General features: G+C 55.2%; 13 protein-coding genes. 8 read left to right on the plus strand and 5 right to left on the minus strand.

Features of this window, described 5'->3' with window-relative positions; all coding sequences use genetic code 11:
* The first annotated feature begins 24 nt into the window (after nucleotides 1-24).
* The gene (gene fliE / locus JY500_RS09270; RefSeq protein WP_172202983.1) at nucleotides 25-342 is read left to right on the plus strand and encodes a flagellar hook-basal body complex protein FliE; all 318 of its coding nucleotides are present in this window, start codon (nucleotides 25-27) and stop codon (nucleotides 340-342) included.
* Nucleotides 343-856: 514 nt separating this feature from the next.
* On the opposite strand, the gene JY500_RS09275 is transcribed toward fliE, so the two are convergent.
* Entirely contained in the window at nucleotides 857-1,249 is a 393-nt protein-coding gene (locus tag JY500_RS09275; RefSeq protein WP_206256141.1) for a hypothetical protein, read from the minus strand.
* Between the two features lie 21 nt (nucleotides 1,250-1,270).
* On the opposite strand from JY500_RS09275, the gene JY500_RS09280 reads away from it, so the two are divergent.
* The 7 genes from JY500_RS09280 to JY500_RS09310 are packed head-to-tail and all read left to right on the plus strand — an operon-like array spanning nucleotide 1,271 to nucleotide 13,300.
* Entirely contained in the window at nucleotides 1,271-3,532 is a 2,262-nt protein-coding gene (locus tag JY500_RS09280; protein ID WP_206256142.1) for a P-loop NTPase family protein, read from the plus strand.
* Nucleotides 3,533-3,580: 48 nt separating this feature from the next.
* Nucleotides 3,581-6,286, plus strand: a complete 2,706-nt coding sequence (locus JY500_RS09285; RefSeq protein WP_206256143.1) for a type I restriction-modification system subunit M — start codon at nucleotides 3,581-3,583, stop codon at nucleotides 6,284-6,286.
* Nucleotides 6,283-7,521 (plus strand): restriction endonuclease subunit S, encoded by a 1,239-nt coding sequence (locus tag JY500_RS09290; protein ID WP_206256144.1) that lies wholly within the window; start codon nucleotides 6,283-6,285, stop codon nucleotides 7,519-7,521. The genes JY500_RS09285 and JY500_RS09290 overlap by 4 nt, the downstream gene beginning before the upstream one ends.
* Before the next feature lie 13 nt (nucleotides 7,522-7,534).
* Complete coding sequence (locus JY500_RS09295; RefSeq protein ID WP_206256145.1) at nucleotides 7,535-10,666, plus strand: type I restriction endonuclease subunit R; 3,132 nt, start codon at nucleotides 7,535-7,537, stop codon at nucleotides 10,664-10,666.
* Nucleotide 10,667: 1 nt separating this feature from the next.
* Complete coding sequence (locus JY500_RS09300; protein WP_206256146.1) at nucleotides 10,668-11,342, plus strand: M48 family metallopeptidase; 675 nt, start codon at nucleotides 10,668-10,670, stop codon at nucleotides 11,340-11,342.
* 32 nt (nucleotides 11,343-11,374) lie between these two features.
* The gene (locus JY500_RS09305) at nucleotides 11,375-12,355 is read left to right on the plus strand and encodes an HNH endonuclease (RefSeq protein ID WP_206256147.1); all 981 of its coding nucleotides are present in this window, start codon (nucleotides 11,375-11,377) and stop codon (nucleotides 12,353-12,355) included.
* Between the two features lie 9 nt (nucleotides 12,356-12,364).
* Nucleotides 12,365-13,300 (plus strand): GIY-YIG nuclease family protein, encoded by a 936-nt coding sequence (locus JY500_RS09310; protein WP_206256148.1) that lies wholly within the window; start codon nucleotides 12,365-12,367, stop codon nucleotides 13,298-13,300.
* A gap of 447 nt (nucleotides 13,301-13,747) precedes the next feature.
* Here the strand turns inward: JY500_RS09310 and JY500_RS09315 are convergent, their stop codons facing one another.
* The 4 genes from JY500_RS09315 to JY500_RS09330 form a co-directional block, all read right to left on the minus strand.
* Entirely contained in the window at nucleotides 13,748-14,578 is an 831-nt protein-coding gene (locus JY500_RS09315) for a site-specific integrase (protein WP_206256149.1), read from the minus strand.
* A 151-nt stretch (nucleotides 14,579-14,729) separates the two neighbouring features.
* Nucleotides 14,730-15,398 carry a cysteine peptidase family C39 domain-containing protein gene (locus JY500_RS09320; RefSeq protein WP_206256150.1) on the minus strand — a complete coding sequence of 223 codons (669 nt, stop codon included), beginning with the start codon at nucleotides 15,396-15,398 and terminating at the stop codon, nucleotides 14,730-14,732.
* A gap of 2 nt (nucleotides 15,399-15,400) precedes the next feature.
* Nucleotides 15,401-15,694, minus strand: coding sequence for a hypothetical protein (locus JY500_RS09325; RefSeq protein ID WP_206256151.1), 294 nt, complete (start codon nucleotides 15,692-15,694; stop codon nucleotides 15,401-15,403).
* Nucleotides 15,695-15,999: 305 nt separating this feature from the next.
* On the minus strand, nucleotides 16,000-17,052 hold the full coding sequence (locus JY500_RS09330; protein WP_206256152.1) for a phage/plasmid replication protein, II/X family: 1,053 nt from the start codon (nucleotides 17,050-17,052) through the stop codon (nucleotides 16,000-16,002).
* Between the last annotated feature and the right edge of the window lie 48 nt (nucleotides 17,053-17,100).

The raw sequence follows: 17,100 nt of genomic DNA on the forward strand, positions 1-17,100 counted from the left end.
ATCAGGTGACGGAAAGGAACAGCCATGGATACGCGCGGCATTGAACAGATGATTGGCCAGATGCGCGCCACTGCAGAAGCAGCGGCGGGCAAGCCTGCGTCCGTCGAGGGCGGCGAAGGTGTCGATTTCTCGCAAGTGCTGCAGGGCGCGCTTCAGCAGGTCAGCCAAGCCCAGAACGATGCCAAGGCGATGTCCGAGCAGTTCTCTGCCGGAGATCCAAACGTCAATCTGCAGGACGTGATGGTCAACCTGCAGAAGGCCAACCTCTCGTTCCAGCAAATGGTCCAGGTCCGCAATCGCCTGGTTACGGCTTACCAGGACATCATGAACATGCAGGTTTGACTGTCTTTGTAATCAATGCCTTGGCGGTTTTTTGTTTTGGTGTACCGACAATAATACCGTCTCGCATAATCTGTTGGCGCAACGAGCTGGTGCGGCCAACTAAGTCAGTACTTACGCATGACACAGACGCCACTTCGAATTCGAAGTGGCGTCTGTGCTTCCGCTAACCACGTAGCGGCCTGCAAGTGCAGTGGTTGTCATGTTAGGGGCCAATGTGTCATGCGGAGTTTGCAGATCCCGCGACGGTTTGGCTCCATCCTGCGGACGCTGGTGCCGTTGATCAACGGTCGATAACGGTTGCCTGCACAGCTCTTGGTCGCCGATGGACTGGCCCTGGCGCCCCTCGGCGAGGACCGCGAGCACCACCCCAGCCTGATGGACGATCTTCGAAAGCCAAGTCAACACTGAAAGCTGCCCGATGGCCACGGAAGCGCATCGGCCAATAAGGTCGATCGCTTGCCTGTCTGGGAGAGCCTGCATTGCTCACAGTACAGACGGTCGCAGATCGGGAGCGTCAACGAGTTTTCACTCGGAAACCTGCGAGTTCGATTCCCTTTGTCCGCTCCACATCAATTGCACGAAAGCGATTGAGCATGAAAGAAAGCCAAGCTACCGAGCTTGGCTTTTTCGTTTCTGGTCGATTTCTGGTTGCAGTCAGTCGCAGCACTACCAAGCAATCCACAAGTTTTTCGTGCTTTCGCCCCATCCTCGGCAAGGTGGTCTTGGGAAACCCACTCCAAGACCCGCACTCCATCCCATACGCAACAACGTGAAGAACAGTAAAACCAATCCCTTGGAAGCAGGCTCGCTCTTTTTCCTTCGCGTCTCGCCAAGTCATAAATGTTGTTCCATGTTGTTCCAGAAAAACCTTGACGGCCAGTTTTTCGCTCGCTACAGTTTGGTACATCACGGAACAACAGGAGGGTCTATGAGTTATACGGCGTCGAAGTCCCCAACCAAAGATCGGCCGGGCTTCAGTATTAGCTTTCGGCATCCTTGTCGATCCGACTCCAAAGGCAAGCCCGGACTGAAAGTTCGCCGAGGTCTCGGAACAGCCAACCCTGAGGAGGCTGATGCCCTAGTCGCTCAAATGAACGAACTCTTGGCCGACGAGTCCTGGTGGAATGCCGGCCGTTACAACGATGCTCTGCAAACATTCGATCCGATCATCGTGGACGCTTTCTTCGACGGCTTGCAAGCCAGCGTAGCCAACCCCGTTGCGCTCCGCGATAACATCATTCCCTTGCCGGGCCGAGAAGATGGCTATGCGCGTGTGCTGTTCGTTGGCACAACCGGTGCAGGCAAAACCTCGCTGCTCCGACACTTGATTGGCTCCGATCCAGACAAGGACCGCTTCCCCTCCACTTCAACCGCAAAAACTACGGTATCTGATATTGAAGTGATTCCTGACGATGGCCCCTATCGAGCTGCCGTCACCTTTTTTTCAGAGCACGCCATTCGAGCGAACGTCGAAGACTGTGTGATTGCTGCTTGCTCGGCCGAATGGGACGGAATGAGTGAGGAGAAGATCGCCGACAAGCTGCTTCACCATGCAGATCAACGCTTTCGCTTGAGCTACCTTCTTGGCGCTTGGCAAACGAGCGACGATGCGGCCGATGACGACTGGGACTTCGAAGGCGCTGACGTGCAGCGGTCCAACGTCGTAAGTGATGACCGTGAAACCGTGCCTGCTGCGGAAGCTGCCGCATTACAAGCAAAGCTCGCAAGCTATGTCGAGCGCACAAAGACCATCGCTGCTGCGAAGGCCGCAACAATCAAGGCTGAGCTTCTTCCCGAACCTTCCACAGCACAGGCCGAAGACTTGCAGGCCGCGCTAGAGATTTTCCAGAGTGAGCTGTTCGAAGATGAAGCCTTCCGCGACTTGGTCCTAGACATCATGGAAGACATCCAGCTGCGATTCGACACGCTGAACGTAGGAGCTCTTTCCAAACGCAGCAAGACCGCGCGCTGGCCCGAGCTCTGGTCCTACGAGACAGATGACCGTGACGATTTTTTGCGCCACGTTCGCTGGTTTTCGAGCAACTACGCACCAGCATTCGGCCGCCTACTCACTCCGTTAGTTGATGGCATTCGTGTGCGCGGTCCTCTGCACCCAGTATTTACCGACCGTCGCGCCAAAGTCGTATATCTCGATGGCCAAGGTTTGGGGCATACGCCCGACTCGTCCAGTAGCGTCACGACACACGTGACCCAACGGTTCGCTGACGTAGACACCATTATGCTGGTCGATAACGCAGAGCAACCCATTCAGGCAGCTGCGCAGGCCGTGTTGAGAGCAGTCGCAGCCAGCGGCAACTACGGCAAGCTCGCGATCACCTTCACCCACTTCGATCAGGTGAAAGGGCTGAACTTGCCGAGCTTCGCCGCAAAGCGCGCCCACGTTTTGGCATCCGTTCATAACTACCTCGCGCGCCTTCGCGAAGTACTGAACGGGCCCATCGTCACCGCCATGGAACGCACCATCGAAAGCCAGTGCTTCATGCTGGGCGGATTGGATGCCGCCTCGGAAAAATTGCCTGGCGGTGTTAAGAATCAACTAGAGCAATTGCTCGAACAGTTTGAACGCTCCATCACGCCACCACCACTACCGGACGCTAAACCCTCTTACGACCCTGCTGGTTTGGGCTTTGCGGTGCAGCGAGCTGCCGATAGTTTCCAACGCGCTTGGAAATATCGCCTCGGTTTCGCTGCCAGCGCAGAAATCAGCAAAGAGCATTGGACGCGCGTAAAAGCCTTGAATCGCCGTATCGCCAATGAGTTGGATATTGAATATGACTCCCTGCGCCCTGTTGCCGACTTCGTGGGCAGGATCACAGAGGAAATCTCCAACTTCCTGGATCACCCCGTGCGCTGGACTCGCACGCCAACGGATGACACTGAAGCACAGGAGGCCATTGCGCCGATTCGCCAAGCTGTCTTCCGTGAATTGCATACTCTGGCAATAACGCGCCTTGTTGACGAGCATCTCGTCGATTGGCGGCGCGGCAACGACTACAAGGGCAAAGGCTCTGCTGATCGCCGCGCGGTAGATATCCGGGCCATTTACGAACTAGCTGCACCCGTCCCCGGAACCGTCAATTCCGAGCCCGCACTCGTCTTTATGAAGGCTGTGCGCGACATCGTTCGCTCGGCCATCGAAGAACAAGGCGGCGAAATGAAAACGCTGTGATCTGCTCGCAATCAAGACCACAGCTCACCACCCAATTACAGATAAAACATGGCAACCACTGAAAAAATCACCCTGTCGCAACTCGAAGGCTTCCTCTTCAAGTCCGCTGACATCCTGCGCGGCAAGATGGACGCCAGCGAGTTCAAAGAATTCATCTTCGGCATGCTTTTCATCAAGCGCCTTTCGGATGAGTTCGATCGCAAGCGCGTAGTGCTACGCGACACCGCGTTCGCACATTTGAAGGACCAGCCCGAACTCATCGAAGAGCTGTTGAACGACAAAACCTCCTACGGAGACACCTTCTTCGTACCCCCACGCGCACGTTGGCACGAGGGTTGGATCGACGAAGACGGCAACGAAGTGCCGCCGATCAAGCACCTGAAGCATGACATTGGCAACATGCTAAACAAGGCTATTGCGGCTGTTGAAGATGCGAATGACGCGCTCGCGGGGGTACTGAAGAACAACATCGACTTCAACGCCGTCAAAGGCAAGACCAAGATTCCGGACCAGAAATGGAAAGACCTGCTGGATCACTTCAACCAGCCTCACTTCCTCTTGGTCAATGACAACTTCGAGTTTCCCGACTTGCTCGGCGCCGCGTACGAATACTTGATCAAGTATTTCGCAGACAGCGCAGGCAAAAAAGGCGGCGAGTTCTACACGCCTGCCGAAGTTGTGCGCTTGTTGGTGCAACTGACCAAGCCTCAAGCGGGGAACACCGTATACGACCCCACGGCGGGCTCTGGCGGCTTCCTGATCCAGGCTCACCAGTATGTGGAAGAACAAGGCCAAGACTCGAACGATCTCGCCCTCTACGGGCAAGACTCGAACGGCACAGTCTGGTCGATCTGCAACATGAACATGATCCTCCACAACATCACCCGTTTCACCATCGAAAACGGGGATACTTTGGAAGACCCGCAGATTCTGGAAAACAACCAGCCCCGCAAGTTCGACCGCGTGCTGGCGAATCCGCCTTTCTCACAGAATTACAGCCGCGCGACGATGACCTTCACCAGCCGTTTCCGCGAGTTCTGCCCGGAGACAGGCAAAAAGGCCGACCTGATGTTTGTGCAACACATGATTGCCAGCCTGAAGCCTGATGGCCACATGGCGACGGTCATGCCGCATGGCGTGCTGTTTCGGGGAGGCAAGGAAAAGCTCATCCGCGAACTGCTGATTGAAGACGACATCATCGAGGCGATCATCAGTCTGCCGCCCGGCCTGTTCTACGGCACAGGCATCGCCGCCTGCGTACTCGTGGTCAACAAGAGCAAACCCGACGCGCTCACGAACAAGGTGCTATTCATCAACGCCGACCGGGAATTCGCTGAAGGCAAGAACCAGAACAAACTACGCCCTGAAGACATCGAAAAGATCGACCACGTCTTCACGCACAAACTTACCATCGACAAATACAGCCGCCTCGTAGACAAGGACGAGATCGTCGGCCAACACGACTACAACCTTTTTATTCGCCGCTATGTGGACAACACTCCAGCTCCCGAACCGGAAGATGTACAGGCTCACTTGATCGGCGGTATCCCCGAGCCGGAAGTCAGTGCCAAGCATGCCGAGTTTGCCAAGTTCGGCGTCAAGCCGGAGGTCTTTTTCGCACCACTCCGCCCCAACTATTTTGCTTTCCGCGCAGAAATCGAAGCCAAACCGGCAATCAAGACGACGCTGGATGCCGATGCAAACTTGCAGGCCAGGCTCGCAGCCCATCACACAGCGCTTGACGACTGGTGGCACGTCGCCCAGCATGACTTTGCCCAACTACGCGAAGGGCGCAAGCTGCCCGAAGTGCGCAGCGAACTGCTCACCACCCTCAAGCGGAAGCTGCAACCCCTTGCAGTGCTCGATGAATTCAAAAGTGCGGGCGTATTCGTCAACTGGTGGCAAACCATTCGCTACGACTTAAAGACTGTCATCTCCACCGGCTGGCACCATACCCTGATTCCGGACAACTACCTGATCACTGAATACTTCCAGGCCGAGGCCAACGAAATCGAAGCACAGGAGTGCACGGTCAACGAAGCGCAAGGCGAACTGGTCGAGGCGATCGAGGCTGCCGCTGAAGCCTCCAGCTTCGAGCCAGAAGCGGAAGAGGGTGAAGAAGGTGAAGCCAAGATCACCGCTGCTGCGCTCAAAAAATACCTCAAGGCCCTAATCGACGATCTGGCCGATGCCAAGAGCGACTCAGGCAAGAGCGAACACAAGAAATACGAAGACCTGCGCGACGGTATCGGCGCCATCGAGACCCGCATCAAGACCCACAAAGCAGTGCTGAAAACCAAGCAGGACGAGCTAGAGCTGAAGCTGCGACTCAAGCGCGTCGGCGGTGATGAAACCAAGGCTGAAACAAACGACTTGATCGCACAGGCTACAGCCGCCATGGAAGGCTTGAACTCGACGGTGAAGGAAGAGAAGAAAAAACTCAACGCGCTGAATAAGGACAGGGCCACGCTGGAGATTCGCCTGGCGCGCATTGATGATCTGCTCAAGTCCATCGGCGGCCAATTGAACGAAGCAGATGCCAAGCGCCTGATTCTGAAAAAGCTGCACGACCTCGCCAACATGGAACTGCTGCACTACCTCAACGCAGAGAAACGCTCACTACTCGCCATTGTTGAGAACCTGTGGGACAAGTACTCGGTGTCGAGCCAGACAATGGAAGCTAAGCGGGAACGCACTCTGGCCGAGCTCAACGGCTTCCTCACTGGGCTGCGCTACTTGGAGCAGGCGCAATGACTGCGAAGATGGTGAGTCTTTCTAGCTGCATTACTCCGACCAAAGGCAAGCCCCCGGCGGAAATGCCGTATTTCGGCGATGGCGCTGAGCCCTATCTCAGCCCGGAGTACTTGCGTCGTCGAGGTAACGCTGAGCCAGCGAAACCTGCTGCCAATGCGGTAAGAGTGAAAGACGGCGATACCGTTCTGTTGTGGGACGGGTCGAACGCTGGCGAGTTTTTCCGGGGGCGTCAAGGCTTGCTGGCCTCCACAATGACCCATCTCGGACACAGCAAGGAATTTGAACCGGAATACTTCTGCTATGCGACCAAACGCTGGGAGTCGTATCTCAAGGGCCAAACATCCGGCTCAGGTATTCCGCACGTCGATAAAGAGGTATTGGGTAAGCTCGAAATCTTACTTCTGCCTTCGGATGAGCAATCGCTTGTTGCAAACATACTTAAAACACTTGATCAGGCCATCGAGCAAACCGAAGCACTCATCGCTAAGCAGCAGCGCATCAAGACGGGGTTGATGCAAGACTTGCTCACCAAGGGCATCGACAAACACGGCAACATCCGCTCCGAAGCCACCCACGCCTTCAAGGACTCTCCGCTGGGGCGGATTCCGCAGGAGTGGGATGTTTCGCCCGCAGACAGTCTTTGTGAAGCTGTAATTGATTGCAAGAATCGAACCCCCCCAGAAGCAGCAGAGGGCCATCCTGTAATTCGTACCCCCAATGTGCGGAACGGCGAGTTTGTCTGGACGGACCTCGCATTTACGGACTCAGCTTCATATGAAACTTGGACGGCCAGGGGCCAACCAAGGGCTGGTGATGTTGTAATTACGCGGGAAGCGCCATTTGGCGAGGCATGCATTATTCCAGAGAACCTGTTTGCACCTTGCCTTGGCCAAAGGATGATGATGTATCGGCCTTCTGCAAACAAGGTTCGCGCAGATTATTTTGTCTATGCAATCCAATCTGATCGCGTGCAAAAGAAGCTACTCGAACTGGCTGGCGGCTCGACTGTTGGCCACATCCGAGTGGGTGACATTCGTACACTTCCTATTCCGCACCCAATTGATGTTAAGGAACAGGAGAGCATCGCATCGGTACTAAATGGAGTAGCTATTGCCTTGAAAGATGCATCAAATAGTCAAAGAAAGTTTGCCTATTTGAAGGCCGGGCTGATGCACGACATGCTCACAGGTGAGCGCCGCGTAACACCGCTCCTTTCTCAAGCCGTCCAACAATAACAAGGACACCCGCATGGCCTACCAGGACAAAACTCCAGCCCACATCCGCCTAGACGAACGCAACCACGTCGAGAAGCCGCTGCTCGCTCAGTTGGCGGAACTCCAGTGGGAGGTCTTCGACCTGGAGCTAAAGCAGGAGCCGAAGCAAAGCTTCCGAGAGAGCTTTGCGGAGGTGGTGCTGGGGCCGGTGCTGCGTGAGCAGCTTAGGGTAGTCAACCCTTGGCTGGAAGACGATCAGGTTGAAGAGGTGGCAAAGCGGATCACGGCGAGCTTTTCGGGCAACAACCTGCTTGAGAACAACCGCTATGTGCTGAATCTGCTGCTGGAGAACACCAGCGTCTCAGAGAACCGCAAGACGGGCGAGAAAAGCCCGACCGTGCGCTACATTGATTTTTCGAACCTGAAGAACAACCGCTTTATTGCGATCTGCCAATTCAAGGTGCGCATCCTTGGCACCGAGCACCACATCATCCCCGACATCGTGCTCTTCCTGAACGGCTTGCCGGTTGCCTTGATCGAATGCAAGTCGCCCAAGGTGAAGGAGCCGATCCCTGAGGCTATCGACCAGATGCTGCGTTACAGCGAGCAACGGGGAGCCAAGGGTGAAGGTAGCGCGCCGCTGTTCTACTTCAACCAATTCGTGATCGCGACCTGCCGCAACCAAGCAAAGTTCGGCACGATTACCACTCACATCGAAAAGCATTTCTATCGCTGGTCAGACCCCTATCCTCGCACCGTGGAGGATCTCAGCCACGGGGGAACCAGCCCCAACGACCAGCAGCGCCTTGTAGCAGGCATGCTGGATCGGCAGAACCTGCTCGACATCATTCGCACCTTCACCATCTTCTCCGAATCAGATAAGGGCGAACTAATCAAGATCGTCGGTCGCTATCAGCAATTTCGTGCTGTGAAGTTGGCGGTTCAACGCTTGCTGAACGGAACAACACCCCGCGCACGCAGCGGCATCGTCTGGCATACGCAGGGCTCGGGCAAATCGCTGACCATGATGTTCATGGTGCGCGAGATGTATCAGCACGCTCAGCTCTCCAAGTGGAAAGTAGTGTTCATCACCGACCGCGCTCAACTCGAACAGCAACTCGGCGAAACAGGCGGAAGCATTGGCTTCACCGTAAAGGCTGCAGATAGCATTGCGAAGCTGAAGGATTTGCTGCGCAGCGATTCGTCAGACCTTGTGATGGCGATGATCCACAAGTTCCGCGAAACCGACCTCGCCGAAACCTTCCCGGAGCTGAACACGAGCCCGAGTATTCTGGTGATGACGGACGAAGCGCATCGTTCGCAATACTCCTTGCTCGGGGCCAATCTGGACAAGGCGATTCCCAATTCCGCGCGCATCGGCTACACCGGCACCCCGATCGACAAGACCGAAACTGTGTTCGGTGACTACATCGACAAATACACCATGCGTCAGGCCATCGAGGATGGTGTGACGCTCGAAATCGTCTATGAAGGCCGCACGCACAACGCGGAGGTGGCAAACCAGTCCGGGATGGACAAAGCATTCGCAGATGTATTCAGCGAATACAACCTTGAGCAGCGATTGCAAATTCTGGGCTACGGCTCCCGCGATGCCTATCTGGAAGCAAAGACCACCATCGACGCCAAAGCGACCGATATGGTGGCGCACTACTTGGAGCACGTGTTTCCGAACGGATTCAAGGCACAGGTAGTAGCGACCTCACGTGAAGCCGCCGTGCGTTACAAAACCGCAATTGATGATGCGCTCACCAAAGCGATTGAGAAGCTTGCGCAAGCCAATCCACTGAACATCAATCTGCCGCGTCTCAAGAAGCTCAAGACTGACGTGGTGATCTCTGGCAACCACAACGACTTGCCACACATTAAGGAGTACACAGACAGCGGCCGCCACGGGCGCACGATTAAGAGCTTCAAGCTGCCCTTCGACGCAGAGGATGAAGGCGTCAGCGGTGAGATTGGGATCGTCGTAGTGAACAACATGCTGCTTACGGGCTTCGACGCCCCCATTGAGCAGGTGATGTATCTGGACAAGGTCATCATCGCGCACAACTTGTTGCAGGCCATCGCTCGTGTGAATCGTGTTGGCGGTGCCGCGAAGGAGAAGGGCTTCATCGTCGATTACGTCGGGATCGGCCATCACCTCAAGAAGGCGATCGACAACTACGACGAGCGCGAGCAGAAGGAAGTGCTCGACACTCTCAGCTTCCCGGAAGACGAAATCCGCGAACTGGAGGCAGATTTCAAAGCCATCATGGCCCTGCTGGAAAAACACGGTCTGACAGACCTGTTCGACCACGACGCATTCTTCGATCTGTTCTACGACGAAGACATCCGTTTCGAGTTCATGCTGGCCTATAAGAAGCTCACGCGCAGCCTGGATCTGGTTTTCCCCGCCAAGGAAGCCTTGGACTACCTCTCGACGTACAACGCCCTCACCGAGGTCAATGTGATGGCAGGGCGGCATCTCAACGACCAGCGCATGAGCATGGCGGGGATTCCACCCAAACTGCGTGCAATCACCGACCAGTACCTCGAATCCAAAGGCATCGATCAGAAGGTCAAACCGATATCGATTCTGGACGAGGACTTCGAGAACAAGGTCGCCAAGCGCAAACGCGTGAAGACCAAGGCGGCTGAAGTGGAGCATGCCATCCGGCATCACCTCGACATCGAACTGGATGACGACCCTGAGCTACAGGCCTCGTTCTCGGCAGCGCTCGCTGCGATCCTGCTGGAGTTCAAGAACAACTGGCAGAAAATTCACGATGAACTGGAGAAGCTCCGCAAGCGCATCATCGAGGCGTCGAACGAACCCACTTATGGCCTGCACAAGAAGAAGCAGATGCCATTCTTCCGCATGTTCAAGACCGAGATTTTTGGAGCGGCGCCACTCTCCGACGATCAGATCAGCCAGCTCGTGGATTTGACTCAACAGGTGTTTCTGGCGGTAGAGCGCGAGCTGAAGCTGACGAGCTTCTGGGAGAGCATCCCGGCGCGTAACAAGCTGAAGGCGGAGATACAGCAGATACTGGTTTCAGCAACCTTCCAGGCGCTGCCGAACGTAATCGCCAACCGCAACCAGATCATTTCGCGCGTGATGGAGATCGCCGAGAAGAACAACGACCGCATTCTCTACGCGAGCTGAGATGGAACTGGATTACAAGGTCGTCTTCGCCAAACGCAAAACGCTCACCATTACGGTTGAGCGCGACAGGTCTGTGGTGGTGACGGCACCCGAAGGCACCTCACTGGAGAAAGTGCGTCAGGTAGTGGAGTCCCGCAAGCTGTGGCTCTACGAGAAGACTCGACACGCTCAGAAATACAACCCGCTACCACACGCCCCCGGCAAAGAGCTGGTCACAGGAGAGTCACTGCTCTATCTGGGTCGGCAATATCGCATTGAGCTGGTGGACGATAGCAATCACATCCAGTTCGCACAGAAATTTCTCGTGCCACGTTCAGTCGCAAGCAAACCGAGTTTGTTCCGGACTTGGCTCATGGCGAGAGCCGAAGAAAAGATTCTTCCCCGGGTCGCCATCCACGCGAAGAATCTAGGCGTCGAATACAAGGAAGCGAAGATTGGCGACGGAAAGTATCGCTGGGGTTCCTGCACACCCAATGACAATGTGATCTTCAACTGGAGATTGATCAAAGCGCCCATGTTCGTGATCGACTATGTTGTCGTCCACGAATTAGCTCACTTGATCGAACAGAATCACACCCCGCGATTCTGGAACATCGTGAAGGCACAAGCGCCGACGATGGAAAAGGCGAAGATGTGGTTGCAGTCGTTCGGCAATCTACTCGAACAAGACATTTAGAGTCTAGCGCTGCTTAAAGACGTTCCAACACCATGACAACAAAGCTCACACCTCAAGGAATTCTTACTACTCTTCAGCCCCGGCAAGCTGCGGCTGTGATGGATTTACTGGATCAAGCAGGAATTGATACCACTCCATGGCATACAAAGGCAGACGGATCTCCAGTCGCGAGACCTCGCGCCAACCCAAGCTTCTGCTATGAGTGGACCTTCGGCGGCGAGGATGAACCCGTAGCGCTATGCATTTGGCACGAGCATCTGACAATCGTTGATGAGCAGATCGTCTTCGACGGAAATCTGCGCGCTCTTGCCTTGACGCTAGACCCTATCGCCATCGACCGTAGAAATCCAACAGACGTCCGAAACAGGGCAAGAAATCAAGCCAAGAGGGCTCGTGAATTCGACTCGCAAGTCAGGAAGGCCTACCAAGGCTCGAAGGTGATTCGAGCCATCTTGCTTGCCGGAGAGACTCGTGACGATAAAGCCCCGGGAACTGATGCGTCCGAAGTCGACTTCAGGCTCTTGGATCCCGAGGCTTGGTACGCCCACTCATACGAGATGAACACCGGTTCGTTCAGATTGATTCGCGGACGTCAGACACTGGCACAAGAGTCCGCCGTAACCTCAATAGCTAGCGAACCGGAGTTCGTCGACCAATTCGATATTCCGGAACCGGCCGAAAAAACCAGCACATCAGGAACTACCTACCCACGTTCAAGCGAGGTGCGAAAAGCGGTCTTGAACCGTGCGAAGGGGAAATGTGAATGCTGCGGGTCAATGGGCTTCAAGATGAAGGATGGATCGATTTTTCTGGAAACTCACCACGTAATCCCGCTTTCCGAAAAAGGCCCGGACGCCGAGTGGAACGTCGCGGCAATCTGCGCAAATGATCACCGCGAAGCACACTTTGGCTCGGATCGAAAAGCCATCCAAGCCTTCTTGGTTGAAAAGCTGATCAAGGAATTCCCTGCCGCGCAATCAGCCCTCTCCTCACTACTCGCTCAGAGCAACTAGCATCCCGTCATGCGTCCATTTTCCATCAAGATTTTCGTCCCCTCTGGTGACCCGGAAGGTGTTCGCGTTGTGCTGCGCGATGACTGGCCCGGCAAGGCCATCGTCTTTCCACGCGAACTGCTCGGTGAAGTGAAGGGGCGCCGTGAGTACCAGCAGCCAGGCGTGTATCTGCTCTCAGGTGGTAAGCGCTTGTATATCGGCGAAGGCGATCCGGTAGGCGACAGGCTGGACGACCATGCCCGGAAGAAACCGTTCTGGAAGAAAGCGATCTTCTTCACCGCTGAAGGCGGCAGGCTCAACAAGGCCCATGTGCAACACTTGGAAAGCCGACTGTGCGCGCTCGCCAAGGATGCAGGGCTGGCGGAACTGGAGAACGGCAACCAGCCCGCAATCCCGGCACTGAGCGAAGAGGAATACGCCTCTGCCGAAAATTTCCTGCGCGAAATTTTGATCATGCTGCCACTGCTGGGGTTCTGGCAGTTCGATGATGACAGCGAGGAAGAGACCGAAGCAGCCTTTCAGGAAGAAGCAGAGCAGAAGGTCGCCAGCGTTCGACTGGGTAAGCGCGCCAACCTGTACTCATCGTTGCCGCGTGGCATGTGCTTCACCTTCAAGAGTACTGCAGAAGCGAAGGCGGAGTTGGAGCTGGTTGATTCAGGTGTCATCGTGCGCAAGGGCAGCCAAGCAACGCTTGAGGTGAAGCAGCACTTCGAGATTCACGGCGCCAGCTACGCAGCCAAGCGACGGGAGCTGATCGAGTCCGGTGTTCTGCAAGTACACGGCGCACATTACGTCTTCATGCAGGACCAGTTCTTTTCCTCGGCGTCGGCAGCGGCATCGGTGATCGCGGGCCAGAATCAAAACGCTGATCACTGGGTAGCAGCATCGGGTGAGAACTTGGGCGACCTGCTGCGCAAGGCTCGCAGCCCTGGTGTAGCCCCTTAACCAACCTTCACTCCCGACCAAAAACCTACACCAGTCACATACGACAACTCCGCTACGAGGGCGGAGTTGATGGCAGCGATACAGGCGACTATGCGTCAGTCCAGAGCTTGCCCGCATCCAGATCCGGGAAGCCCTCCTTGAAGCGGTCGACGATTGCGACGGGCTCAGGCATTCGGAGCACGGAGTGCGGCGCGAGCCCATTGCCCTTGCGCGAGGAGTTTTTTACATCATTCAGACAGGTCGGCAAACCTGTAAGCTCATTTGACGGAGAAGCGGGGCTGCTGGCGGGACACCTGTGCCGCCAGCACGGCATCAGCTCCGTAGAGCGCTGCCGTAGGAACATCTCCATCGACAACATTGAACGAACGGATCGCGAGCGCTTGATGTCGCGCCAAGTGTTCTTCTGGATGCTGAAGAGGTCCGGGATCTCGAAGACACAACTGCGATCTAACGTGCCGCACCTAGTACCTTGGTTGCCGCGTTGTTTTGCCAAAGTTCCGCGTCGCGAATGTAGCGCGATAGCATTGCGTCGCTTCTGTGTCCCGTTATTTGACGGATCTTCCATGACGGAACGCCGGCTCGTGCAGCTTCTGTGACGAGTCCGGCGCGTAAACTGTGCGCGGAGTACTTGTCTGGATCTTCGCCAACGCTTGAAACGCGCTGTTTGACGATCTCAGAGATGTACGCCGCGGATAGTCGCTGTTCGCGCACGCGGCCTGAGCGCGCAAGACGTCTAAAGACAGGTCCGGCGTCAATCTTCGCCAGTTTGAGCCATGATTCGAGTGCTCTGACGGGGCAAAGGCTGCCGCCCGTCGCAGGGACAGGAATCGAGCGTCCTATCTGCTCTTGGTCTGTTTTGCTGCGTTTCAGCCGGATGAGAATACCCTCCGGAGTGCGCTTCAAGTCTGCTACGCACAGCGCCTCCAGTTCCGACCGCCGGAACGCTCCGGCGAATCCCAGCAATAGCAGTGCGCGATCGCGGTAGTCGAGCGGCGTGCGCGCCATGGTTTTGATGATCCGTGACAAGAGCGTCCTCGTGACCGGTTCCGCTTGTCGTTGTGCCGAGCCAAACCGCCGCTTTGCACCCCGTAATGCAGCACGTACTTCGGCCGAGTCGGTGGGGGAGGGTAGTCCTAGCTCGGCGTGTGCATGGCGAATCGCATTCAATCGGCGCTGAATAGTCGCAATGGTGTGCCATCCGGCAAACTCTGCGATGTAATTTGCTACAACGCTGCCTGAGGCCGGGACTGTACCGCCGAATGCTACGAAGTGACGCATATCGGACTCGTATGCGCGCCGCGTAGTGTTGGACAGCGATGCTGCAATACATAGACTTAGCGCATCGTTTCCGCTCGATGACTTGGTCACATTGTTTCTCCGCTGTGAATTGGTGCTTGAAATTAGTCGCGCTAAGTCATGATTAGCGTGACTACACGACTGGTTTTGTCTCTGAACTCGCTGCCAGCTTGACCGCGCCATACAGATGAATGCGGCGATTCACTCCACCGTCAGCGACGTAGTCAGTCGGGCGGAGGAACTGACCACGCAACGCGAGCTCGATTCGCGCGTTGTGCGGTGTAAGTGTTGGCGAAACCTGCCCGGAGTCGATGCAAAGAATCGCTGTTGGCTGATCGCCAGCATTTAGCCGGCGATGTTCGACGCCGACCGCCAAAGTCCAATGCGCCTCGCCTCTACGATTCTTGAAAGCGAGCGCTACGACGCTGCCTTTTTCGAGCGCTTTGATCGTTCGTTCGATCAGTATCCGCGGCGTGCCGCTGATGCGCTGTACTGACCCGAAGACATTGAGCTGCGTTGCAAGACGTACAAGGTCGCTGAGGGTGGTGCCATCGAAAAAGTGTTCTCGGCTCGCCTCGTAGAAGCTGCGGCGTTCGGAGTCGCGAGCGCGTCTGCACTTTTCAAAAGAAACCGAGGAACCGTGTGCTCTAGCCGCAGTGAGCAGGCAGTAAATTCCGCAGGCTCCGTCCAATTCGCCCTGGCCGTAGAAAACCCTGCTGGTCCCACCGTTCGCGCGCACTGCGCGGAGAGTTGCGCCGGGCACTAGCGATCCGACAAATTCATGACGCAGAATATCACTCATCATTAGTACTCTTCGGGAAGAAGAATCGTGGTGGACGAGCGATCTGCTTCCGTGATGATCCATACAGTTGTGAAGCCGCCAACAGAGAACGCGGAGAGAATTCTTGAGCCGTCATTTACAGCAGAGGTGTTCGCTGTCGCGTCTTCTTCGCAAACGCAGCCCCAGTCTCCGGACGCATGCCGGAAAAGCAGGCTGGATGGTGACTGATTGAAATTGGCCAGCAGATCAAGTGCTCCCGGTGTGATTAATGTTCGGCCGAGCGGAAATAGTGGTTGCGGTAACAGAAAGGCGTTCATGACAAATCTCCGAGCGATAGGCGTGAGAAGTCCTCCGAGTGGAGGCCGGATCAAAGTAGCGACGATTTATAATTGGCCGAACTAGCCGAGAGATGAATTGCGATGCAATAAAGACCGCGTGTTAATTATATATCAAATTGCAGATTAATTCAATGCAATTGATATCGTCGTTTGAATTGATGCATTTCGCTCAGAACGCTAGTCGCATTCTCAATAATTAAGTCCGCGCTCGTCTGATGGCGTTTAATGAATGGTATAGACTGAAAACGCCTCGCCATACGAGATCTCGTATGGCGAGGCGTTGATCACTTTCTTAGTTTGCAGCCGGATAAATGGCTTACGCTCTTGGGTACGCCGACTTCCCATGGTTCTTTTGAGAACGAAAGGCAGACCCTCTCTTTGATAGCATTCCTTATGTCTGACAAATTGATGCCGAGAGTACTAGCCTCTTTTTGCAGTCGCCGAATCGAGGCGTCCGAATAGACTGAGCGCAACAATCCACCATGCGCCGCGTAGCTAACGGCGCGGCGCAGGCTCGGCGACGCCGATATTGGTAGTTCTGGTTCTTGCCCGACCACGATCGGTTGGAGTCCTAGTATGCGTTCAAACGGAGCGAATAGATCGCTGAATACGAGATCGGCGGTCTCTGGACTCCAGTCTGAGCGCATTGTCAGCCCAAGCCTCTTTAGCGTTGGATACTTGACGCGTATCTCGAATCGCAGAAGTCCCCGAGTCGCATCGAGTAGCTTGTCTTGGTTGTATCGCTTACTGCTGGTCTTGTCTTTGCTGTACTCAATGAATTTGTCGTAGGCGGTGATCGTATAGTCCCGCTCGTTGGTGGAAAAGCGGACTGATTCGTCTGGATAGATGTACGTAAATAGCTTTTGTGCTTGTGTGCGTAGTGCTATCTCGTTGATGGCGTTACTTACGTCTGCTTCCATTGCCAAGCGTACGTGGCGAACGATGCTGACCTGATTGATTCTGCACGTGCGTGAGCTGGGCAACCGCCATGTAGGGTCAATGCTATTTTGAATATGCTCCTCAAGTAGTTTTGCGAGCTTCCTGGTTGTGAGAATTAGATCGTCGCTTCCATAAATGTTATGGCCGTGGAGGACTTTGATGCTTGCATGTGCTTGGAGTTTGGTTCCGCCGATGATGCGATAACAGAGCCGATGTTTCTTGACGAATTTGCCTGGCGCTACGGCATAGTTTTGTGCGAACCAACGCTGCGAGCCATTCTCGTCATAGAGTACGGCGGTCGAGGTCCTCGTCTTGATTGTCGCTGGCAAAGAGAAGTGCACTTCGTCGACGACAGTTCTATTGGGATGATAGGTCGCTTTACGTTCGAAATTGATCATTTTGATCACCATTGTAAAAGTTAAAGAGAACAGCTAAACGCTGTTTCC

The sequence above is a fragment of the Niveibacterium microcysteis genome, assembly GCF_017161445.1.
GTDB lineage: Bacteria > Pseudomonadota > Gammaproteobacteria > Burkholderiales > Rhodocyclaceae > Niveibacterium > Niveibacterium microcysteis.